The sequence below is a fragment of the Exiguobacterium sp. SH0S2 genome, from assembly GCF_004337185.1.
Classification (GTDB): domain Bacteria; phylum Bacillota; class Bacilli; order Exiguobacteriales; family Exiguobacteriaceae; genus Exiguobacterium; species Exiguobacterium aurantiacum_A.
Window position 1 is genome coordinate 544,683 of the sequence record NZ_SJVB01000001.1, and the last position, 19,893, is coordinate 564,575.

Annotated in this window: 25 protein-coding genes; 4 read left to right on the forward strand and 21 right to left on the reverse strand. The window is 51.1% G+C overall.

Annotated features, from left to right (window positions below):
* Positions 1–148 precede the first annotated feature (148 nt).
* The 5 genes from bshC to EVJ21_RS02830 form a co-directional block, all read right to left on the reverse strand.
* The gene (bshC, locus tag EVJ21_RS02810) at positions 149–1,705 is read right to left on the reverse strand and encodes a bacillithiol biosynthesis cysteine-adding enzyme BshC (RefSeq protein WP_236636551.1); all 1,557 of its coding nucleotides are present in this window, start codon (positions 1,703–1,705) and stop codon (positions 149–151) included.
* A 24-nt stretch (positions 1,706–1,729) separates the two neighbouring features.
* Positions 1,730–2,089: a DUF3397 domain-containing protein gene (locus EVJ21_RS02815; RefSeq protein WP_131489860.1), complete on the reverse strand. Its 360-nt coding sequence runs from the start codon at positions 2,087–2,089 to the stop codon at positions 1,730–1,732.
* Positions 2,083–2,922, reverse strand: coding sequence for a ketopantoate reductase family protein (locus tag EVJ21_RS02820; protein ID WP_131489861.1), 840 nt, complete (start codon positions 2,920–2,922; stop codon positions 2,083–2,085). The genes EVJ21_RS02815 and EVJ21_RS02820 overlap by 7 nt, the downstream gene beginning before the upstream one ends.
* Positions 2,923–3,032: 110 nt before the next feature.
* Positions 3,033–3,206: a 50S ribosomal protein L32 gene (gene rpmF, locus EVJ21_RS02825; protein WP_081338944.1), complete on the reverse strand. Its 174-nt coding sequence runs from the start codon at positions 3,204–3,206 to the stop codon at positions 3,033–3,035.
* 22 nt (positions 3,207–3,228) lie between these two features.
* Positions 3,229–3,756: a YceD family protein gene (locus EVJ21_RS02830; protein ID WP_070327567.1), complete on the reverse strand. Its 528-nt coding sequence runs from the start codon at positions 3,754–3,756 to the stop codon at positions 3,229–3,231.
* Positions 3,757–3,913: 157 nt separating this feature from the next.
* Here EVJ21_RS02830 and EVJ21_RS02835 point away from each other — a divergent pair, with 157 nt between their 5' ends.
* Positions 3,914–5,044, forward strand: coding sequence for a tRNA(Met) cytidine acetate ligase (locus EVJ21_RS02835; RefSeq protein WP_236636552.1), 1,131 nt, complete (start codon positions 3,914–3,916; stop codon positions 5,042–5,044).
* On the opposite strand, the gene EVJ21_RS02840 is transcribed toward EVJ21_RS02835, so the two are convergent.
* The 5 genes from EVJ21_RS02840 to EVJ21_RS02860 are packed head-to-tail and all read right to left on the reverse strand — an operon-like array spanning position 5,023 to position 7,830.
* Complete coding sequence (locus EVJ21_RS02840) at positions 5,023–6,015, reverse strand: SepM family pheromone-processing serine protease (RefSeq protein ID WP_131465346.1); 993 nt, start codon at positions 6,013–6,015, stop codon at positions 5,023–5,025. The two genes, EVJ21_RS02835 and EVJ21_RS02840, sit on opposite strands and share 22 nt — an antisense overlap.
* Positions 6,012–6,506, reverse strand: a complete 495-nt coding sequence (coaD, locus tag EVJ21_RS02845; protein WP_016509015.1) for a pantetheine-phosphate adenylyltransferase — start codon at positions 6,504–6,506, stop codon at positions 6,012–6,014. Before coaD ends, EVJ21_RS02840 begins: the two co-directional genes overlap by 4 nt.
* A 4-nt stretch (positions 6,507–6,510) precedes the next feature.
* Positions 6,511–7,077, reverse strand: coding sequence for a 16S rRNA (guanine(966)-N(2))-methyltransferase RsmD (gene rsmD, locus EVJ21_RS02850; protein ID WP_070327570.1), 567 nt, complete (start codon positions 7,075–7,077; stop codon positions 6,511–6,513).
* Between the two features lie 53 nt (positions 7,078–7,130).
* Entirely contained in the window at positions 7,131–7,394 is a 264-nt protein-coding gene (locus EVJ21_RS02855) for a YlbG family protein (RefSeq protein WP_016508973.1), read from the reverse strand.
* Positions 7,378–7,830 (reverse strand): YlbF/YmcA family competence regulator, encoded by a 453-nt coding sequence (locus EVJ21_RS02860; RefSeq protein WP_070327571.1) that lies wholly within the window; start codon positions 7,828–7,830, stop codon positions 7,378–7,380. The genes EVJ21_RS02855 and EVJ21_RS02860 overlap by 17 nt, the downstream gene beginning before the upstream one ends.
* 121 nt (positions 7,831–7,951) lie before the next feature.
* Here EVJ21_RS02860 and EVJ21_RS02865 point away from each other — a divergent pair, with 121 nt between their 5' ends.
* Together EVJ21_RS02865 and EVJ21_RS02870 are read left to right on the forward strand one after the other, a co-directional pair.
* Complete coding sequence (locus tag EVJ21_RS02865) at positions 7,952–8,707, forward strand: ATP-grasp domain-containing protein (RefSeq protein ID WP_201738980.1); 756 nt, start codon at positions 7,952–7,954, stop codon at positions 8,705–8,707.
* 102 nt (positions 8,708–8,809) lie between these two features.
* The gene (locus EVJ21_RS02870; RefSeq protein WP_070327573.1) at positions 8,810–9,169 is read left to right on the forward strand and encodes a YugN family protein; all 360 of its coding nucleotides are present in this window, start codon (positions 8,810–8,812) and stop codon (positions 9,167–9,169) included.
* A gap of 76 nt (positions 9,170–9,245) precedes the next feature.
* On the opposite strand, the gene EVJ21_RS02875 is transcribed toward EVJ21_RS02870, so the two are convergent.
* From EVJ21_RS02875 to cyoE, 10 genes are all read right to left on the reverse strand, one after another.
* On the reverse strand, positions 9,246–9,737 hold the full coding sequence (locus tag EVJ21_RS02875; protein WP_131465350.1) for a cysteine hydrolase family protein: 492 nt from the start codon (positions 9,735–9,737) through the stop codon (positions 9,246–9,248).
* 145 nt (positions 9,738–9,882) lie between these two features.
* Positions 9,883–10,155: a hypothetical protein gene (locus EVJ21_RS02880; protein ID WP_035386138.1), complete on the reverse strand. Its 273-nt coding sequence runs from the start codon at positions 10,153–10,155 to the stop codon at positions 9,883–9,885.
* A gap of 5 nt (positions 10,156–10,160) precedes the next feature.
* Positions 10,161–10,775: an SCO family protein gene (locus EVJ21_RS02885; RefSeq protein ID WP_131440363.1), complete on the reverse strand. Its 615-nt coding sequence runs from the start codon at positions 10,773–10,775 to the stop codon at positions 10,161–10,163.
* A gap of 20 nt (positions 10,776–10,795) precedes the next feature.
* Positions 10,796–11,257, reverse strand: coding sequence for a DUF420 domain-containing protein (locus tag EVJ21_RS02890; RefSeq protein WP_016509532.1), 462 nt, complete (start codon positions 11,255–11,257; stop codon positions 10,796–10,798).
* Between the two features lie 23 nt (positions 11,258–11,280).
* Complete coding sequence (locus EVJ21_RS02895; protein WP_070327576.1) at positions 11,281–12,204, reverse strand: cytochrome c oxidase assembly protein; 924 nt, start codon at positions 12,202–12,204, stop codon at positions 11,281–11,283.
* A gap of 136 nt (positions 12,205–12,340) precedes the next feature.
* The gene (locus EVJ21_RS02900) at positions 12,341–12,670 is read right to left on the reverse strand and encodes a cytochrome C oxidase subunit IV family protein (RefSeq protein ID WP_083273975.1); all 330 of its coding nucleotides are present in this window, start codon (positions 12,668–12,670) and stop codon (positions 12,341–12,343) included.
* Position 12,671: 1 nt separating this feature from the next.
* A complete protein-coding gene (locus EVJ21_RS02905) occupies positions 12,672–13,298 on the reverse strand; it encodes a cytochrome (ubi)quinol oxidase subunit III (RefSeq protein ID WP_070327577.1) in 627 nt (208 codons plus the stop codon).
* Complete coding sequence (gene ctaD / locus EVJ21_RS02910; RefSeq protein ID WP_070327578.1) at positions 13,299–15,167, reverse strand: cytochrome c oxidase subunit I; 1,869 nt, start codon at positions 15,165–15,167, stop codon at positions 13,299–13,301.
* 38 nt (positions 15,168–15,205) lie between these two features.
* Positions 15,206–16,183: a cytochrome c oxidase subunit II gene (coxB, locus tag EVJ21_RS02915; protein WP_070327956.1), complete on the reverse strand. Its 978-nt coding sequence runs from the start codon at positions 16,181–16,183 to the stop codon at positions 15,206–15,208.
* A 110-nt stretch (positions 16,184–16,293) separates the two neighbouring features.
* Positions 16,294–17,226 (reverse strand): heme o synthase, encoded by a 933-nt coding sequence (gene cyoE, locus EVJ21_RS02920; protein ID WP_070327579.1) that lies wholly within the window; start codon positions 17,224–17,226, stop codon positions 16,294–16,296.
* A gap of 333 nt (positions 17,227–17,559) precedes the next feature.
* Here cyoE and EVJ21_RS02925 point away from each other — a divergent pair, with 333 nt between their 5' ends.
* A complete protein-coding gene (locus tag EVJ21_RS02925) occupies positions 17,560–18,462 on the forward strand; it encodes a COX15/CtaA family protein (protein ID WP_071399536.1) in 903 nt (300 codons plus the stop codon).
* A 66-nt stretch (positions 18,463–18,528) separates the two neighbouring features.
* On the opposite strand, the gene EVJ21_RS02930 is transcribed toward EVJ21_RS02925, so the two are convergent.
* Positions 18,529–19,884 carry a cryptochrome/photolyase family protein gene (locus EVJ21_RS02930; RefSeq protein ID WP_131489863.1) on the reverse strand — a complete coding sequence of 452 codons (1,356 nt, stop codon included), beginning with the start codon at positions 19,882–19,884 and terminating at the stop codon, positions 18,529–18,531.
* Positions 19,885–19,893: the final 9 nt, after the last annotated feature.

Consider the following 19,893-nt stretch of genomic DNA (forward strand, 5'->3'; position numbering starts at 1 on the left):
CATTTTTCAACTAGTTTATTACATTTACTTTATCATAAAAATGTCAAGCTACGCATTGGTTTTTAGAGAAAATAGGAAACAAAAAGGTAACAAACAAAAAATGGTTCTCCAAACAAGTGGAGAACCTCGATCATTTACGATTTCACAATCAAATTTTGACTAAACAACGCTCCCATTCCGCCTGTTCATAGGCGGCGCGTAACCGAACGAATAAATCGTCTCCGTGACGATTCATCAGTGGGACCATCGACCAGATCCGCTCTTGCGGTGCGTCCATCGGCAGCAAGCGTGTCGACAGATGGATCCGGCGTCGATTCAAACGATACTGCTCGCGCTTCGCCTCGGCCCGCATCTCGTCAGCGAGACGGTCAAGGATATGTCGCGCGTTCGTCTCAAAGCGATGCCCGCGCTTTCCTGCCTCTTGCCCGATTGCTTCAGACAGCGTGCGGTAGGCATACAGACTTTGGTCAAACGATTCGTCATCGAACGAATGGTCCGGGAGCGGATTCGTCAAGTAATCGACGAGTGTGGTCCCTTCTTGAGCGAGTTTTTTCTCGTCGTTCGTCGACATGACGACAGCGCCAAGTCTCGGGATCAACAACGGCATCTTCCAACCGAATACATGAAACAACGGACGAAGTTGGAGCCAATAGGCGATCTCCCCCGGACCAGCGACGTATGCGAGCGTCGGAAACAAGTAATCTTGCATGAGCGGCCGTGACACGACATTATTCGAGAACCGTTCGGGATGCTCATCAATTTCTTGTAACAGTTCCGCCTCCGTGAAGCGGTGACCGCGTTTCGTCGTGAAGACATCTTGTTCTTTCGTCAACAATTCACGCGTCCCGTCATGATAAAACACGTGGGCCGCATCGCGGTTCAGTTCTACGGTCGGCATGCCGTCCTCAAATGAGTCGCGGAACACTTCGTGCAAGCGGTCGTGTTGCACGATCAACTGTTTGAACGCCTCACGTTCGAGCCGGCGTACGTCAGGCTGATGCGGGTCGAACAGGAGAAAATCGTACCCGACGAAACGCCGCATCATCTTCCCAAAAAATTGTGCGAACGAGTGACTCGCTTGGAGTAAGACGACAAGCTCATGATAAAGCGTCGCCGTATGGACAGTCTCTGTCTCCGACACGAACAGACGTTGCAACATTTGGACGAGTTCGATTTTGAGACGGTCGAATTCGAGTTCTCCGACCGATGCTTTCCCTGCGAGCGGAACGGTCGACAACGCTTCTTTCCGCAGTTGCCGTGACAACGGCTGGGGGGCGTACACATGGTTGATCTCGGCGAAGTCATGATCCTCGGTCGCCATCCAAAAAATCGGGATGACCGGCTTACCGAGCACGGCTTCCGCCTGTTTCGCTCGTTTGAGCACGGTTAACAGCTTATACACCGCAAACAACGGGCCCCCGAAGACGCCGACTTGCTGTCCGGTCACAATCGTGAACGCCTCGCCTTTCGCGAGCGCGTCGAGTTTTGAGTCAAGCACGTCCGAGAGCGGACCGTGAACCATCTGTTGCGCCCGAAGAATCCCTGCTAACGATTCCAGATGCGGGTATGAGCGTCCTTCAAGCTCGCTCGCTCGAGCTTCGAGCTCGTCCATTCCTTTATAGTCCAGCCACTTCGTATATCCCGCTTCGATTTGGATCATCGGGGAAGATGGACTGTACATGGCGTCTAGCGACTCTATCCTCACGTATAACGACTTCCTTTCAAACGGTCAATGAATCATTTCTTTTGCGACACCGAGCGAGAACAACACGGCGTGTAACGGGACGAGTAGTAAAAATAACAATCGCCAGCCGTGTACGAACATTTTTGTATATAAGACTTCTTCGTGTCGGACTCGCTGCCAAATCGCATTTGCCGGAAAAATAGCGCAGCAGACGGCTAAGAGCAACCAAAAGACGTCGTCCCCGACGAGTGTCTCTAATAGGACCGCACACGCATAAAACCAGAGGAACACTCCGGCATCGCAGACAAGTTTAAACGTATTGACCGATTTCGGCATAATTTTTCTAAGTATCATATACACCATAAACCATATGACAAGCGGAAATGAAACGATATACACTAACATAATGCGCTCGCTCCTATTATCAATTTTTGCATGAGTGGGATGACCGTCAGTTTTCGGCCTCTGTCCTCGGCCCGTTTCAAGAGCGGGGTCAAGATGGCATCGACCTCGGTCATACGTCCGGCCTCGATATCTCGAAGCATCGAAGAGCGGTTTTGAGCTGTCTTCTCGATGATCGTCTCAATATATGTATAAGGCACGAACTGATCGAACAGCGGTGTCAGCTCCTCATAGATCGTTTGCGCGACTTCGCGGCAAGGCGGTTCGGCGACGGCTCCGTTCGGGACGCGACAAAGTGCGGTGATCGGATTGATGATCGCGTTCGCAAACAACTTTTCAACGACGACTTGTTCGATATCCGCTTCCCACACGACTTGGAGCGGCGAGGCGATGAACGTGAGCGGCTGTAGGGCATCCAAGCTCCCGATCCGAACTCGGCCGAGGCCGCTATGGTTAATTCGATTTTCGTCTCGCGTCACCCCGTGCTCGATGACGCCTAAGTGGAATCCTCGTTCCCGAGCGTACTCGAGATGGGCAATCCCGTTCGAGCAGATGAACACAGGGACGCCCCCGGTAAGCCGTTCTGTCGCCGCGCGCACTTGGTGCGCTTTCGTCGTCACGAAAAAGACGTCCGCATCCGTCTCGTTGAGTGTATGTACCGGTTTGAGCGGGACAGCGACGGTCCCCTTCGTCATACCGGCTCGTTCGATCATGACGTCTTTCGTTTCTTCGCCTCGACCGTACAAGGTGACGCTGTAGTCTTTCGCGAGTAACGACGCCATCAACATCCCGATAGCCCCGTTCCCTATAATCCCAATTCGTTTGATCGGCTTCATTCGCTATCCCTCCACAAACAGTGTGCACAAAGAATTTTACCACAATCTGTTTCCAGGACCACACAATTAAAAAAAGAAGCGATCTCCCAAGGAGACCGCTTCTTTTCGCATTATTTGCTTGTTACTTCTTTACCGTTGTAATGTCCGCAAGATTTGCAAACACGGTGTGAAAGTTTCATGTCGCCACAGTTCGGGCACTCGTTCATACCAGGTACGTTAAGTTTGAAGTGAGTACGACGAAGACGTTTGCGAGTTTTCGACGTTCTACGGAATGGTACTGCCATCGTTGTCCACCTCCTTGAAAAGTTAGCCGTTCTCGTCCTCTTTTTTAGAGAACAAGTCAGCAAGGCCCGCGAGGCGCGGGTCGATTTTTGGTTGGTCGTCCGGCTGTTCGTCAATGAGAGACCAGCCTTCCCCTTCAACCTGAGTTTTGTCTGTTTCGTTCCCGAAAATTTGAATCGGGACTTCTAACATGATGAGCTCTTTTACGATCGGTCGCAGATCAATCGTATTTCCTTCTGGCAAATTGACATCATCGAATTGCTCCGTATAACGCCCATTCTCCAAAAAGAAAGGCTCGAGCGATTCAATATCAAATTCAAAGACGACATCTTCTAACGTACGCGCATCTGGCAACGTCAGGTCCCCTTGAACCTTCAAATTGAATGTAACTTGATTAGATGTGAACGACGCATCCCCGTGCACATGCACCGGGCGAATCGAACGGATATCCGGATGGAGCTGAGTAAGCTCTTCGAGTTCAACCATCTCATCGATGGAAAAACTGTCATCCTGGTTTCGTAGCTTAAGTAGCTGTGCAATAGACCACTTCATCCGAATCACCTCAATTGCAACAATATGAATTATAGATAGGCCAACTTGTTTTGTCAATGTTTTTTCTTTACACTAAAATCAGTTGGCGACGGCGCTTTGCCAAAGCGTACTTACCTATCTTACACCAATCCAATCGACAATGCAAAGGAGTAAATTTATGAAAAAGACGGCCATCATCGCGGAGTACAATCCGTTCCATAACGGACATCTCTATCAGGCAAAAACAGCTCGAATCGAAACGGATGCCGACGCCATGATCGCCATCATGAGTGCCCAGTTCACACAGCGCGGTGAACCGGCTGCTTTTGACAAGTGGAGCCGGGCTGCGGCGGCAGTCAAAACAGGGGCGATCGACCTTGTGATCGAACTGCCGACTTGTTACGGCGTCCAACGCGCCGACCGGTTCGCGAGCGCGGCTGTCGCCATCGCGGAACAAATCGGATGCCAGACGCTCTCGTTCGGCAGTGAGAGCGGCGACGCCGATGCGGTCCTGCGCGCGGCACACGCTGGCATCGAAGCGACACCCGCCTATCATGACGCGCTCCAACACGCCTTAAAAGCAGGCAAGTCATCCGCCAAAGCATCGAGCGAGGCGTTTGCGGCACTTTATCCAACTTTTGACTTGACGCTTCCAAACAACATTCTCGCCTATCATTATGCGAAAGCCGCTCGCACCATCTCACTCCATACCGTAAAGCGTCTTGGGGCCGGCTACCACGATACAGGCGTCTCGGACGTCATGTCGGCAACGGGCGTCCGGGCCCACTATCTCGAGACCGGGAGTGTCCGGGCTGTCCCAGAAGCGACACGGGCGTTATTCCAGCAGACGTCGATGGCCCACTGGTCGCTCTATTGGCCTGTCTTGCAATTCAAGTTACGGACGATCCCAAAGTCAGAACTCGAACAACTCGTCGGCATTGACGCTTCGTTGTCCCCTCGCTTGATTGAAGCAGGTCTCGCACCGACGTTCGAACAAGCTATGGGCGGCCTGTTGACGCGACGCTATACACGCACGGCCATCCAGCGCGCTCTCGTCTCGGTCCTCATCCATTGGAAACGTGACGAACTTCCGGAACGATTTGACGAAGTCCCATACGTCCGTCCGCTCGCATTCAATGCGATTGGCCGTAGCGTCTTAAAAGACATAAAAAAAACGGTACCGCTCGTCAGCAAGTACCAGTCCGATTTAGCGTTCGAAGCTCGTGTGACCGAGGCGTACCGGTTACCTCTCGGCAACCGGTCACTGCTCGAGCATATGCAAACCCCTCAATTCATCGACTCCAAATAATCGATGGCGTCCTCGACCGTTTCGACCGGAACGACTGCAATATCGCTCTCGAGCCGGTCGAGTGATTCCAGCGCTTCATCATAATTCGAACCGGCCGGCACGAAGAACACCGAGGCACCGGCTCGGTCAGCCGCGACGATTTTTTGCCACGCCCCACCGATCGGACCGACGTTTCCTTCTTCATCGACCGTGCCAGTACCGGCAATCGTCTCACCGCCCGCCAAGTCACCCGGCGTCAACTGATCATAAATCTCTAGCGTGAACATGAGCCCGGCCGAGGGCCCCCCAACGTTCGTCAGTTCAAACGTGACGTCCGGTTCTGTGCGCACATCTTGCACCGGCAGCGGTTCATAAATTCCGAGACCGACACGGTCCCCGCTCCGGTCGAGCGGTTGAACGAGCGTCTTCACGACACGTTCCCGTCCATCCCGTTCGAGCGTGATCGTCACTTCATCCCCCGTCTCGAACGCCGAGACGCGGTTGATGAAATCAAGACGTGACGCGAACGATTGGCCGTCAAGCGCTGTAATGACGTCACCTGGTTTAAGGACGTTCGCCGCGAGCGACCCGGTGATTGGAGCCGAGACGTACATGCCGTCAAACGTGACGGTCACGTCCTCTTCGGCTAGACCGTACGCGTATTGAATGGCCGCTTGCTGCGACGATGACATGAGCAGCTGCTGTCTTCGCTCGTAATCGTCTTCCCCTTCGCCGTCATACAAATAGCGACTAGACGGACTCGCTTCCGTGAACGGCGTGAACCAGCTCCCGACGAGCCAAAGCGGTGTCGCCCGTCGTTGCGAGATCGTGACCATCATCAGTTCACCCGCATCTTTCGTCCCGTCTTCAACCGTCATAAAGGTTTCGATGGTCGTCGCTTCGCCCGGATACGTGATGTAATAAGGTAACGGGGCAAACAGAAAGATGAGCACGGCGACGAGGATACCGAAGCCGATCTTCAGCGACTTCATTGCTGTTGACTCACTTCATATTTTTTCCGAAGTGCCTGTTCGACTTGTTCGGGAACGAGTTCAGCGACCGAGGCGCCGTATTTGGCGACTTCTTTCACGATCGACGAGCTGAGGAACGAGTATTTGCTGTTCGTCATCATAAACAGCGTCTCGACGTCCTCGTTTAACTTCTTGTTGATCGAAGCGATCTGAAGTTCGTATTCGAAGTCAGAGACGGCCCGAAGACCGCGGACGATCGTCGCTGCTTCTCGTTTAGCGGCATACTCGACGAGCAGCCCGCCAAACGCGTCCGCTGACACGTTCGGTAAATGCGATGTCACTTCCCGAATGAGCGTGAGCCGCTCTTCGACGTTGAATAACGGTGCCTTGCTCGAGTTTTCGAGCACCGCGACGATCACTTCATCAAAGATGGCTGCCGCCCGCTCAATAATATCTAAATGTCCGTTCGTAATCGGGTCAAAGCTCCCCGGGCAAATCGCGATCCGTTTCATATGTTCACTCCTCGGTCGTTGCGTACTCGTAAAGGCTGATCGTAATGACAGACGAGTAGCGTTGAACCTTAATTTTTTCGAGCAGACCGACCCGATCCGGCAACGTCGTCTCGCTGCCATGTTCGCAGACGACGACGCCGTTGTCTGTCAACAGTCGGTTCGATTCAATGAGTTGTAAAAACGATTCATGTTCTTCCTCATGGTACGGCGGGTCCATGAAAATGAGTTTAAACGACCGCCCCGTCTCGGCGAGTTGGTCGAGGACGGCCCGCGCGTCTTGTCTTTGAATCGTCGCTTGTGCCTCGTAACGCGTCGCCCGTAGATTGTCCTGTATCGTTTGAATCGCCTTCCCATGACGATCGACGAAGACGGCACGGTCGCACCCCCGTGATAACGCCTCGATCCCGAGACCGCCACTCCCCGCGTAAAGGTCGAGGGCATCCCCCCCGGCGAAGTAAGGGCCGATGATATTAAACAATGATTCTTTTACTTTATCTGCCGTCGGTCGTGTCGTCGACCCTGGGACCGCCTTTAGGCGCGTCCCTTTTCGTTCTCCTGAAATGACTCGCATCGTTGATCCTCCATTAGAAAAGATGAAGGCGTCACCACCTTCATCTCGCCCGTTTATTTCTGCTTTGGCTCGTACGTCTCGGCAATGAAAGGCCGTTCGCTCCGAACGACCGCGTCGACGAATGGCAAGGCACTGATTTTCTCGATGATCGTCTCATGGTCTTCTAAGTCCGTATATAAAAAGGCGTACTTCTCACGCTTCGAGACGTAATATAAGTTTGCGTAGCGACGTAGCGCTTTCACTTGTTTGAGCGACTGCACGTAAACGACGAGTCCGATTCGACCTTTTAACTCGAATGATTCAGCCAGCACATCCACAACTTCCGCCTCCTCCGCCACAGCTTCCGCCACCGGAACAGCCACCCTCATCGAAGAACGGGTTGCCGGTAGGCACTTTGATTTTTGGAGATACCGAGAACGCCAACAGCTCACTCACTTCTCCGAGTAACTTATCCAAGTTACGTTCCGCCTTTTTGAAGGCGGCCACTTCCGGTTGCACGTCGAGACGACGCTTCACGAGATGCATCTCTTTTTTAATACGATCGTGATCTGGGTGATGTTTCCCGAACCGTTGCACGTACTCATAATCTTCTTTCATTCGTAAAAATTCCCGTTCGACTTCCTGGGCTTCTTTCGAGCGAGCGCGAGCTTGTTTTGTCGCGATATATGTTTGGAACGATTCGCTCGTCTCGATCAAGGCAGTCAATGCTTCTGTTTGATCGAGCAAATCAATCGTCTGTTCAGTAATAATCATGGCTTTCACCCTTTCTGACATGATTTTACCACAATTGATTCCCTCTGTGAGCAATCGGACTTATAATTGAACGTGACGTAAATGCAGAAAGGAAGTGAACCACCGCTTCGTGCGGTGTACGATGAAAAAAGTCTCGTTTAACATGATTCGCTCGGCCGGTATGAAAACCGACTATGCGAAACCAGAATATTATTATGATCAGCTCGATAAAGTCCGGGCGGCCGATCTCGTCCTCTTCCCGGAGTACTGGATGGTCAACTCGATCATTTACGGATTGAACAAACCGATCTTCCCGTCTCCGGCAACGTACCACCTCGGGCACGATAAAATCGAGATGACACGCGCTTTCACAGCGACGTTCCCGCATCGCATCCCGAAGACGTTAATTTACGGGAAGAACCCGTACACGATCGAACGCGTCCTTGAAGAGTTCGAATACCCGTTCGTCGCCAAGACCGCCAAGTCCTCGATGGGTCAAGGCGTCTGGCTCATTAAAAATGAACAAGAATGGCTCGAATACGTCGACAAACACGAGACGTTTTACGTCCAACAGTTCATCCCGAACGACCGTGACCTGCGCATCATCGTCATCGGCGAAGAAGTCGTCGGTTCTTATTGGCGCGTCAGTGAGGCCTTTTTAAACAACGTCGCCCAAGGTGCCCACTTCTCGTATGACGATATCCCAGGTCACGTCGTGGAAGAAGTGCTCTCGATCGCGAAGACGCTTCACATCAATCACGCCGCGTTCGACGTCATCGTCTCAGGGGATAATTTTTACATCTTGGAATTCAACGTCTTCTTCGGTTCAGAAGGATTGATGCCGCTCGGCGTGAGACTTATCGACAAGATTGCGGCGTATCTCGAAACGATGTCTTGACCGTTCATCTTTTTTTCACAATTTGAACACACGTTATTCCAAGAACGTTTTCGAATATGATATGATGACATATGAGGTTTATTAGGGAAAAGGGGGATTATGATGAAATTTGAGCAGTTCCACATCGAGGGAAAAGAGATCCGCTTCGGTTTGCTCGAGACGATCATGGATCATCATCATTTCATCCGTGAAGGCGCTTGGGACTATGAGCGTGCGACGTATGATATGAAGTACGAGAAGCAATCGACGGGCGAGACGTTTTACCTGCGCTTGCCGGTTTATGCGATTGAAGGCCAAATCGAGGACCGTCATGCGGTCGTTAAAATGGTGACACCGATTCTCGGGAAACATTACTACCCGCACGGCGTCGAGTACGACGAAGAGTTCCCAGAAGAAATCGTTCGCGACTGTGAGCGTCGTCTCGCGGCTCTTGCGGAAACACTGGAAGTCAAACCCCTCTAAACGAAGGGGTTTTTCTTTTGGCTGAAACGGCGATTCATCTATGTAGAGGGCGGCTGGATTCAGACCGAGGATCCCTTTACGCCGGTAAGTCCTCTGACCGGATGATGGCACACCCTTTACTCTCATAATAGTCGAGCATCCCGTCAATTTTCTTTAAATCATAACTCGTGATACAGTCCGTTAATACGCTGACCGCATAGTCTAATTTGCGTAAGTTATAGCACGTCGATTTCACGCAGGCAATCGCATCCGCGCCGGCAATATAAAAGTGGCCAATCTCATTCGCTTGAATAAACTCGCTGAACGCGTCACTCGTCAAGGCGTTGCCCTTATATTTTGTGAATACATGATCGGACACGCGTTTCAACTCCGGGGCCAGCTCAGCACCGCGCGTACCCGTTTTAAACGTCCTAGTGCCGGGCGACAGATTCTCATGGCGAATATACACGACCGGAATCCCTTGCTCGACCGCCCAATCGATTGAGCGGTTAATGTGATCGATAATCGCCTTATAATTCTTCGTGATATCATTTTGAATATCAATGATGACCAACGCGTTATTCTGCATGTTACGTCCTCCTTCATAATAAGAAACGAACTGTCGTATGACTCATCTCTCATCATACCAGAGGTTGCTTCTGGAAAATATAGACATGTCATTTCAGATAATATGATACACAAAAAGGGAGGCCCTCAATGGGTCCTCCCTTCTCTCATGTAGCAATCACATTGAGTGTCACATCGACTTGTCCGAGCAATAGATCGAACTGGTCGCGGACGTAACGGTACAACCGCTCTGCCTCGCTAAGCGAGACGGGTGCGATCAGTAGATAATCGTACCGCTCTTTCGAGAGCGACACGACTTTCACTTCACGCAATCCGAATTCGATCGCGCTACACGCAATCAAATCCTCGATCGCCCGCTCTGCAATCGTCACATCTCCGTATGAATAATCGTTTCCGATGACAGCCATCGTATCGTTCATCTTCTTCACTCCTTTTCTGCAACGAGCACTTTCACGTCCTCCATAATGGTTTCGATGTCGACTGGTTTTTCTCCTGTCGTCGCCATTTGCGCGACTGCACGAACATCATGGTGACGGTCGATGATATACATCGTCGTCGCGTGGGTGACAAGTCCACTATTCGCTTTCGAATAATAGAACTGAAGCTGACGGGTGATCCGGTCGATGTCGGCTTTGTCACCGGTCAACATCTTCCATCCAGTTGGCTCAGCTTGGAACGCCGCTCCGTAGTTCTCAAGTACCGGGATCGTATCGACTTCCGGGTCGACCGTGATGGCGACGAGTTCGACGTCAGTGCCGTACAAGTCGTTCGCCTTCAAGTCTTGCTCGAGTTTCATGAAGTCGCGTAGCGTGAGCGGACAAATATCGGGACAGTTCGTATAAAAGAACGTGACGATTTTGACTTTTCCGTTATCTGAGTCGTACGGTTGGCCATCGAGCGCGTTCGTCAACGTGAACGGGGTCGGCTCTTGGATGACCGGCAAATCATCTTCTTTGAAGAAGAGGAAATACGAGGCCGCTCCGATAGCGATCAAAATGACGACCGTCAACCCGACCGTCAAGTAACTATTCCGTTTCATGCTCATCCCCCTCTCTTCGGTCATCCTCCGATGATGGCCCGGAAGACGTTCGTCGTCTCACCCGGTTCAAACGCCACATAGAGAAGAACATAGACCATCACACCTGTAATGGCTGTGAAAAACCAGACGACTGATGCTTTCGGTCCGATTTTACGATGTTTCTCGATCTTGTTTTTATAGCCGAGATAGAGTGTGATCAATCCGAGGATACCACCTGTCGTCGCCAGGATGATGTGGAAAATCATGAAAGCGAGATAGTACGGCTTCACCGAGTCCGGACCTCCAAATGCGGTATTCCCAACAAAGATCGTCCGCGAGACGTAAAGGATAAAGAACGTCGTCGCCGCGACGGCAGCTGCTGTCATGACTTTTTTATGCTTTTCAATATTGCGGCGGTCGCGCGCGATAATCGTCCAGCCGATGGCGACCAAAATCGCACTGATTACAATGAATGTCACACTAATTAAGGCAAGATAGTTCATCGATGTTTCCCCTTTGACTTAGTTCATTTTTTCTCTTTCGGTTCGTTCGGTGTGAATGACATGCCTTCGTCAAGCGCGAGCGATTTCGTCCGGCGTACCCAACCGAAGAACGTCCAGCCGAAGAAGAAACCGTACACGACTTCCTGTCCAAGCTTCATCAATACCCCGCCGAAGCGCTGGTCTTCGAGGGCGCTGTTCGTCGCACCCATCAAGGCGTTTAAGTCGAGACCGGATACGTCTCCGTTCGGCATACAGTATCCGAGCACCGTCGCGAACGTCTCAACGTCCGTATAGGCGTCATAGAGAATTCCTTGACTGAAGATGATGAACGCACAAGCAGGCGTCAATAGCACACCGTTTGCGATGATGTACACCATCCGTTTCAAATCGGACATCCCCTCTTCTTCATCCGAGAGGAACGGGGCGATTACCGGATACCACATCGTCAAACTAAAGACGACGAGAGCCCCGTGAAAGATGCGATGCACCCCGTAGTTCGTTAACACGTAATCAAAGATGAATGGCATGTGGTAAAACGTAAATAACGCGTTGAACAACACGAGCGCAATCAGCGGTTTCGTCATAAACTTAAGCGTCGGCCCGATTACTTTATAACTAAATAATTTTTCAAATACCCAATACGGCAATCCGTAAATGACGAGCGCCGGCGCTAACACGTAGACGAGCACCATCTGCAACATATGCACCGAGAAGATGATGTGCGCGAGCACGTCGACTGGACTACCAAATCCGATGTAATAGAGCACGATCGCAAACAACATGCTGAACTTTTGTAGCAACGTGGTCGACTCGTACCCTCGTTTCGCCATTCTCTCTGTGACGAACGCATAGAGGACGTACAACCCTACCATCAACAATCCGAACAACGGACTCCAAAGCGTTGTCCATTCGAACTGTTTGAGTAGCTCTGATGTATTCCAGAGCATCCCTTCACCCCTTTTCTTTCTCTCCCAAACCAATGAAACCGTTCACTTCAAGATTACTATTCCTTTATTTTTGAAGTAAAGCAAAAAGGACTGAATCATCTATGTTTCCACAGATGTTCAATCCTTTGTCACATTTTTACCAAATGAGCAAACGAAGTGCCGCGACAGTGATGATGGCGACGAAAATACCAAGCCACATCATTCCGACGATCCACGTGTTGCCACGGTTGTTCATATGCATGAAGATGTACAGCTGCAAGAACACTTGGATGATGGCGAGGATGATCAAGAAGCCACCCGCCGCCCATACCGGCATGAGCTCCGCGTAGACCGCGCCGAACGCGACAAACGTGAGCAAAATCATCATCGCGAAACTGATCAACTGAAGTTGATACTCGCGTCTCGACTCTGCCTTCACTTCAAGCTCTAACTGTTTGTGTGTTTCGTTCATTGGATTTTTTTCCATGTCAGCTCACCATCCCTAAGAGATAGACGATCGAGAAAATGAAGACCCAAACAACGTCGATGAAGTGCCAATATAAACTCGACACATAGAACTTCGGTGCGTTGTAGACATCGATCGGACGGTTCCAGTTGCGGATCAACAGCGTCGTGATCCAAAGGAGACCGAACGTGACGTGAGCGCCGTGGAATCCGACGAGCGTATAGAACGCAGAACCGAACGCACTCGACGTGAACGTGTGACCGATACTGTAGTAGTGGATGAACTCGTAAATCTCAGCTCCTAAGAACCCTGCCCCGAGAAGAAGCGTCACGATCAACCAAAACTTCATTCGACCTGGATTGTTCGCTTTCATGTTCATCATCGCGAGCACGCTCGTGAGCGAGCTCGTGAGGAGGAGCATCGTCATCATGAAGACGAGCCCCATCTCAAAGATGTTGTACGAGCGAAGTTCCTCTGGCGCACCAGAATTTAGAAGCCCGACGTACGTTCCAAACAACGAGGCGAAGAGAACCGTCTCTCCTCCAAGGAAGAACCAGAAGGCCACATATTTATTTTTCCCTTCCAGCGTGGCTTTCTCTGGATTGGCCGGAATACCGGTCACTGGGTGTTTTTCAACTGCATGTGCCATTTATTGTTCTCCTTTCTCACGAATCGCTTTCAAATCCGCTTCGATTTGTGATTTTGGAATGTAGAATCCGTGGTCGTCGATCCATGAACGGAGGAACATCGACACGAACGTGATGAGTAAACCGATGACGATAAGTGACCAACCGACAACCGGGTTGTCCATTTGGAAAATCGCGCCAAGTCCAGCGATGAATAACCCGAGTGACATGAAGAACGGGATCAATGAGTTATTCGGCATGTGGATGTCTGACACTGGTTCAGCGACAGAAACCCGTTTGTTACCCGCCATCTTCTCGAGCCAGAACGTGTCCAACCCTTTGACGAGCGGTGTTTGTGCGAAGTTGTACTCTGGAGTCGGCACAGGAAGTGTCCACTCGAGCGTACGTCCGTCTTCCCAATGGTCCGGCTTGACGACGTCTTTCGACAAGAACGCCTTGACGACGGCGATGAGCAAGATGATCGTCGACACACCCATGAAGAAGGCACCGATCGTCGACAGCAAGTTCATCGTCTCAAACCCTTGATTCGGCAAGTATGTGAAGACGCGGCGTGGCATCCCGAACAATCCGAGGAAATGTTGCGGGAAGAACGTCAAGTGGAACCCGATGAAGAACAACCAGAACTGCCAGTAGCCAAGCTTCTCAGAGAGCGCTTTGCCGAACATGAGCGGGAACCAGTAGAACAGTCCTGCGAAAAGACCGAAGACGACCCCACCGACGATTACGTAGTGGAAGTGGGCGACAACGAAGTAACTATCGTGGTACTGATAGTCAGCCGGTGCGACCGAGAGCATAACCCCTGTCATCCCTCCGACGAGGAACGATGGGATGAACGCCACCGAGTAAAGCATCGGAACGTTGAACTTGATCTGCCCACCCCAAAGTGTGAACAGCCAGTTGAAGATTTTGACCCCTGTCGGAACGGCGATGGCCATCGTCGCGACGGCGAAGATCGAGTTCGCGACCGGCCCGAGACCGACGGTGAACATGTGGTGAACCCAAACCATGAAGCCAAGGAACCCGATGAGCATCGTAGCGAATACCATCGTCGTGTAACCGAACAAGCGTTTACGGGCAAACGTCGGAATGATTTCCGAGAAAATACCGAATGCCGGTAAGATCAAGATGTAAACTTCCGGGTGACCGAAGATCCAGAAGAGGTGTTCCCAAATGACGACGTTACCGCCCATTGCCGGATTGAAGTAAACGGCTCCGAACAGACGCTCGAACATCAACATGAACAAGCCGACTGTAAGCGGCGGGAACGCGAAGACGATCAACGCCGAAGCGACGAACGTCGTCCACGTGAAGAGCGGCATCCGCATGAGTTTCATGCCTGGTGCCCGCATGTTCAAAATCGTGACGAGGAAGTTAATCCCGGCCATGAGTGAACCGAACCCTGAGATTTGAAGACCGAGGGCGTAGAAGTCGACCCCTGTCGCTTCCGGTTGCGTCGAGAGCGGCGCGTAAGCCGTCCAACCCGCGTTCGGTGCAGCGCCGAAGAACCAGCTAAGGTTCAACATGAGGCCACCGAAGAAGAACAACCAAAAACCGAGCGAGTTAATGAACGGGAACGCGACGTCGCGCGCCCCGATTTGAAGCGGCACGACGGCGTTCATAAAACCGAATAGCATCGGCATCGCCGCAAGGAAGATCATCGTCGTCCCGTGCATCGTGATCAACTGGTTGAACACTTCGCCGCTGACGAAATCGTTCATCGGACGGACGAGTTGCCAACGAATAAGTAACGCTTCAATTCCACCGAGAAGGAGGAAGAAGATTCCTGAGAACAAATACAAAATACCGATTTTTTTGTGGTCAACCGTCGTAACCCAATCCATGATGCCATTGTATTTACGCGGTTGCTGCATAGCAGTGGTCTGTGCCACGTGAAATCCCCCTTTTCCCGTTAGTCAATCTTCTGATCGTACAAGAAGTCAACGAGTGCATCTAACTCTTCATCACTGATTTGGCCTTCACTGAAGCCAGGCATGAGCGCGCCTTGTTTTAATGCTTGTGGATCACGAATCCATTCTTTCAACTTTTCTTCGTTGTTTTCGAGGTAACCCGCCAACCACTCGCGGTCACCGAAGTTCGTCAAGCTCGGCGCGACTTTACCGCCACCGTGGCAGCTCAAGCAGCTTTCGACGTACACTTGCTCACCTGTCGTCAAGTTTTGATTGTCGGCGACAAGGTTTTCTGTGTTCTCGTCTTGCTTCGCTTTCATGTCTTCGAGCCACTGATCGTAATCAGCTTGCTCGAGGGCGATGACTTTGAAGTCCATGAGCGCGTGCGATGGTCCGCAAAGCTCGGCACATTTACCGTAGAACGTACCTGCTTCGTTCGCATGCAACCACATCTCGTTATCTAACCCTGGGTTCGTATCCGTCTTACCAGACAAAGCCGGTACCCAGAACGAGTGAATGACGTCTTTTGATGTCAAGTTGATACCGACCCGTTTACCGACCGGGATGACAAGTTCTTGTCCTGTGACAACACCAGCGTTCGGATATTCGAACTCCCACCAGTACAGGTTGGCTGTAACGTTAATTTCTTCTTCTTTTTTCGCTTCTTTCGCTTTCGCGAGTTCGACAGTCGTTGTGATTGTCGGAACAGCGAGAATGATGAGCAAGATGATTGGAACGACTGTCCAAATCATCTCGAGCGTGCTGCTACCTTCCACTTGCTTCGGAATCGATTCATCTTTCCGACGGAATTTCATGAGCACGTACACGTAAATGACCGTTACGATGACAAGTACAAAGAGCATGATTGCCAAACTGATGAGAATGATCCGGAGCTGAATTTCAGCGCCTTCTCCCATCGGCTTCAATGCAGACAATCCCTCTACGCCGCACCCTGACAATAGCAGCGCGAACATCATCATCGGGACGATGCCAAACAGAAGCTTCTTAAATGATTTCACAACAATCCCCACTTTCTCCCAAAATGATGTGCAATGGTTTCTATATAGTGAGTGCGATTACCAAAGTGCCGTCATGACGAAGGCAGTGCCGTCAGCATGAGTGCGACAATCCACACGACTAAATAAATTAATGAATAAAAGAACATTTTGTTAGCCCACTTGATCTCATCTTCGGCTTTAAACCCTTTCAAACCGAGATATAACCAGTAGCCCCCAAGACCGGCCGCAATGATCACGTAGACCGTACCGTAATGCATAAACAAGAGCGATGCTGGAATGAGCGTCGCAATCCACCAAATGATTTGCCGCTTGGTGATCGCGAAGCCGTTTACAACGGGCAGCATCGGAATGCCTGCCGCCCGGTATTCCTCAACGCGTCGCATCGCGAGCGCGAGGAAATGTGGCGGTTGCCACAAGAACATGACGAGGAACATGAGCCAGGCGTCGATATGAAGCGCCGGGTCAATCGCGGCCCATCCGATCAGCGGTGGAACCGCTCCGGAGATACTGCCGACGACCGTGTTCAACGTATGTGTCCGTTTTAGCCACATCGTATAAATAACGACATAAAAAAATGCCCCGATTAAACCGAAGACTGCTGCTACGTACGACACGATCAATAAAAGCAATGTCCCGACCGCAAGTTGCGTAAGTCCGAGAAGTAAAATGCGCTCCCCTGAAATTTTACCGGTGACACTCGGTCGATTGTCTGTACGTCCCATCAAGTAGTCGATATCACGGTCCACGAAGTTGTTTAGGTAACAACTCCCGGAAATGACGAGCGCGCTTCCTAACATCGTTAATAAGAGCTGTGGCCAAACTTCAAACAAATAAAGCACTGGCGTGTCACTCTGGTATGTTGTTGCCACAAAGAAACCGGCGAACACTAACAAAAGGTTAGCGCGTACGATTCCCATTTTTGCCAAAGCAACATAGTCACGGAACGAGGCGGCGGATTCTGTATAGTCTACTTCTGCCACTGTTCCCGGGTTGACTTTTGTCATGCTGACCCCCCCACATAATCACGAAATCCTCGTATTCTTTTCACAGAAAAAACACAATATGAACAAAGTACACCTAACTCATTACAAAGATACCATATTTCCAAAAAGAATACGTCGTTTATGCTTGTAAAATAGCGAGTTTTTTATGGCGAACGTGTGATAATTGTCACAGTAAAATTCCTGTACTAATACTAGGATAACGATTTTGATAGCGATTGCAAGCTTTTCCGTTTCGTTTTTCCGGACTAAAGCCGTATAATAAGTATGGCGAAAAAAATAAAAACATACAAGGCACAATTCTAGTGATTTTTCTCAAAAAGCAGGTGGAAACGAATGCATAAAAAACTCGCACTATTCTCAAGCCTCGTCACCCTCGGTATGATGCTCGTCTTGATCATGGGCGGTACTGTTACGAAAACCGACTCAGGTGACGGTTGCGGGACGGACTGGCCGCTCTGTCACGGGAAACTGATCCCGACGAACCCGAGCGTCGAGACGATGATCGAATACAGTCACCGCGTCGTGTCAGGGATTGAGGGACTCCTCATCATCGCCTTGACGATTTGGACGTTCACGGTCGTCAAAAATCGATTCGATGTCAAAGTGTTCGCGTTCCTAGCGTTCATTTTCATGTTGATCCAATCGATCATCGGCGCCGGAGCCGTCATCTGGCAACAGTCGGACGCGATTCTCGCGCTCCATTTCGGGATCTCGCTCGTCTCGTTTGCGTCCCTGCTCATCCTGACGATTCTTTTATTCGAAGGTGAACGGGTACACAAAGCGGTATCCGAAAAACTAAAGATTCACTTGTACGGGTTGACGATTTACACGATGGTCGTCGTCTACACAGGAGCTTACGTCAGACACCTCGGTGCGACATACGCCTGTGTCGGTTGGCCGATCTGTGAGCAAAACGTGTGGACGTTCGAATCATACGTTCAAATGGGGCATCGCATCATGGCGGCACTCCTCGTCTTCTACACGCTCTACGTCCTTTATTTGGCCCGACGCGAAACGAACCGTCTCGTCGAACGGGGCATGTGGGCCTCACTATTCTTCATCATGCTTCAAGTCGGCACGGGTGCATGGATCGTCCTTGGCGGCCACGCCACATATGTACCGCTCTTGCACGCTTTCTTGATCACGTGCTACTTCGGGATCATCTCGTACTTGGCGTACCATGCGTATCGAAGCACCAATCGAGCGGTAGACGCAGCTCGAAAAGAAACGGTCTGACGAATCAAACTAAATCACGAATCACAAAAAGGAGCGGGCGACCGCTCCTTTTTGTATGCCTATTTGTCACTGCACGCCCTTGAACCGCTCGAGTGCCCTTGCACGCGCCGCCTTATGATCGACGATCGGTTCGATATAACCGTCCCGATCTGACGGGTCCGGAAAGTGGATCGCTTTCCTGTCAACGTCAGCCAACTCGGTTACATATTTGCGGATAAACGTCCCGTCCGCGTCGAACTTCTCCGACTGGATCGTCGGATTAAAGATTCGGAAATACGGCACGGCGTCCGTTCCGACCGAAGCGGCCCATTGCCATCCGCCGATGTTCGAGGCGGCCTCGTAGTCGATCAACTTCCGTTCGAAGTAGCGCTCGCCTTTGCGCCAGTCGATCAACAGATGTTTCGTCAAAAACGAAGCGACGATCATCCGGAGCCGGTTGTGCATCCAACCGGTCTCGTTCAATTGACGCATCGCCGCGTCGACGATCGGATACCCGGTCTCGCCACGGCACCATTTCTCAAACTGGTCGTCATTGTCTTCCCAGTCGAGATGTTTATATTTATCGTTGAACGGCCGGTCTTTCAGTCCCGGAAACTGGACCATGATCATATAGTAGAACTCGCGCCACAATAACTCATCGTAATACGTGTCACGTCCTGTTGACTGCCGCGCCTCGAGGACGGCTGCTGCGACCGTACGAATCGACAACACACCGGTCCGTAAATACGGTGACAGCCGGCTCGTCCCGGCGGTCGCCGGGATGTCACGGTCTTCAGCGTAACTCGTCACCCGGTGTTCCACAAAATCGCGTAACCGTTTCATAGCCGCTTCCTCTCCGAGCGCTTTCCACGAACGTTCACACCGGTCAAACTGCTGTTTCAATTCATCAGGTAGTTCATGTTGCTTCGTCGCGAGTTGTTTCAATCGAGCGACGTCGACGTCGTACGGTTGTGGCGGCGTCTCAGCGTACACCGCTTTTTTGAATGGCGTATACACTTTATACGGAGTACCGTCTTTTTTCGTGAACGCGTTCGGGGCGAATAAATGACGGTCGAGTAAACGGATGACTAACACGTCTCCCCCGAGCGCTTCGATGACCGCATCGTCACGTTGTTTGAACGGCTCGACATACTCAGCGTTAAAATAAAGCGCGTCGGGTCGTCCGAGCTGCTCGACAAACGCTTCCGCTGAGTTGGCAACAATGGTGCGAAGCCCGATCTCTTGATCGGCGAGCTCCTGCATGAACTGCTTCATCGTCGCGAAAAAATAATCGTGTCTCGTCTCGAACGGCTCGCAGTATTTCGGATTGAGCCAAAAGACGAACTCGATGTCATCGTCACCTGAGGCATCTTTCAAGACCCGGTGTAACATATGGTTGTCACTTAATCGAAAATCTGACCGGAACCAACATACTCGTCTCATCTTTCCCAC

Coding starts and splice junctions, on each gene's coding strand:
- rsmD (WP_070327570.1), bottom strand. CDS start 7,077: ATGCGAGTCATTTCAGGAGAACGAAAAGGGACGCGCCTAAAGGCGGTC.
- rpmF (WP_081338944.1), bottom strand. CDS start 3,206: ATGGCAGTACCATTCCGTAGAACGTCGAAAACTCGCAAACGTCTTCGT.
- coxB (WP_070327956.1), bottom strand. CDS start 16,183: ATGATGATGTTCGCGCTGCTATTGTCAGGGTGCGGCGTAGAGGGATTG.
- EVJ21_RS02820 (WP_131489861.1), bottom strand. CDS start 2,922: ATGAAGCCGATCAAACGAATTGGGATTATAGGGAACGGGGCTATCGGG.
- EVJ21_RS02930 (WP_131489863.1), bottom strand. CDS start 19,884: ATGAGACGAGTATGTTGGTTCCGGTCAGATTTTCGATTAAGTGACAAC.
- EVJ21_RS02885 (WP_131440363.1), bottom strand. CDS start 10,775: ATGAAACGGAATAGTTACTTGACGGTCGGGTTGACGGTCGTCATTTTG.
- cyoE (WP_070327579.1), bottom strand. CDS start 17,226: ATGACAAAAGTCAACCCGGGAACAGTGGCAGAAGTAGACTATACAGAA.
- EVJ21_RS02865 (WP_201738980.1), top strand. CDS start 7,952: ATGAAAAAAGTCTCGTTTAACATGATTCGCTCGGCCGGTATGAAAACC.
- EVJ21_RS02925 (WP_071399536.1), top strand. CDS start 17,560: ATGCATAAAAAACTCGCACTATTCTCAAGCCTCGTCACCCTCGGTATG.
- EVJ21_RS02895 (WP_070327576.1), bottom strand. CDS start 12,204: ATGCTCTGGAATACATCAGAGCTACTCAAACAGTTCGAATGGACAACG.
- EVJ21_RS02905 (WP_070327577.1), bottom strand. CDS start 13,298: ATGGCACATGCAGTTGAAAAACACCCAGTGACCGGTATTCCGGCCAAT.
- coaD (WP_016509015.1), bottom strand. CDS start 6,506: ATGAAACGGATCGCGATTTGCCCGGGGAGCTTTGACCCGATTACGAAC.
- EVJ21_RS02875 (WP_131465350.1), bottom strand. CDS start 9,737: ATGCAGAATAACGCGTTGGTCATCATTGATATTCAAAATGATATCACG.
- EVJ21_RS02830 (WP_070327567.1), bottom strand. CDS start 3,756: ATGAAGTGGTCTATTGCACAGCTACTTAAGCTACGAAACCAGGATGAC.
- EVJ21_RS02900 (WP_083273975.1), bottom strand. CDS start 12,670: ATGGAAAAAAATCCAATGAACGAAACACACAAACAGTTAGAGCTTGAA.
- EVJ21_RS02870 (WP_070327573.1), top strand. CDS start 8,810: ATGAAATTTGAGCAGTTCCACATCGAGGGAAAAGAGATCCGCTTCGGT.
- ctaD (WP_070327578.1), bottom strand. CDS start 15,167: ATGCAGCAACCGCGTAAATACAATGGCATCATGGATTGGGTTACGACG.
- EVJ21_RS02840 (WP_131465346.1), bottom strand. CDS start 6,015: ATGAAGTCGCTGAAGATCGGCTTCGGTATCCTCGTCGCCGTGCTCATC.
- EVJ21_RS02815 (WP_131489860.1), bottom strand. CDS start 2,089: ATGTTAGTGTATATCGTTTCATTTCCGCTTGTCATATGGTTTATGGTG.
- EVJ21_RS02860 (WP_070327571.1), bottom strand. CDS start 7,830: ATGATTATTACTGAACAGACGATTGATTTGCTCGATCAAACAGAAGCA.
- EVJ21_RS02890 (WP_016509532.1), bottom strand. CDS start 11,257: ATGAACTATCTTGCCTTAATTAGTGTGACATTCATTGTAATCAGTGCG.
- EVJ21_RS02880 (WP_035386138.1), bottom strand. CDS start 10,155: ATGAACGATACGATGGCTGTCATCGGAAACGATTATTCATACGGAGAT.
- EVJ21_RS02835 (WP_236636552.1), top strand. CDS start 3,914: ATGAAAAAGACGGCCATCATCGCGGAGTACAATCCGTTCCATAACGGA.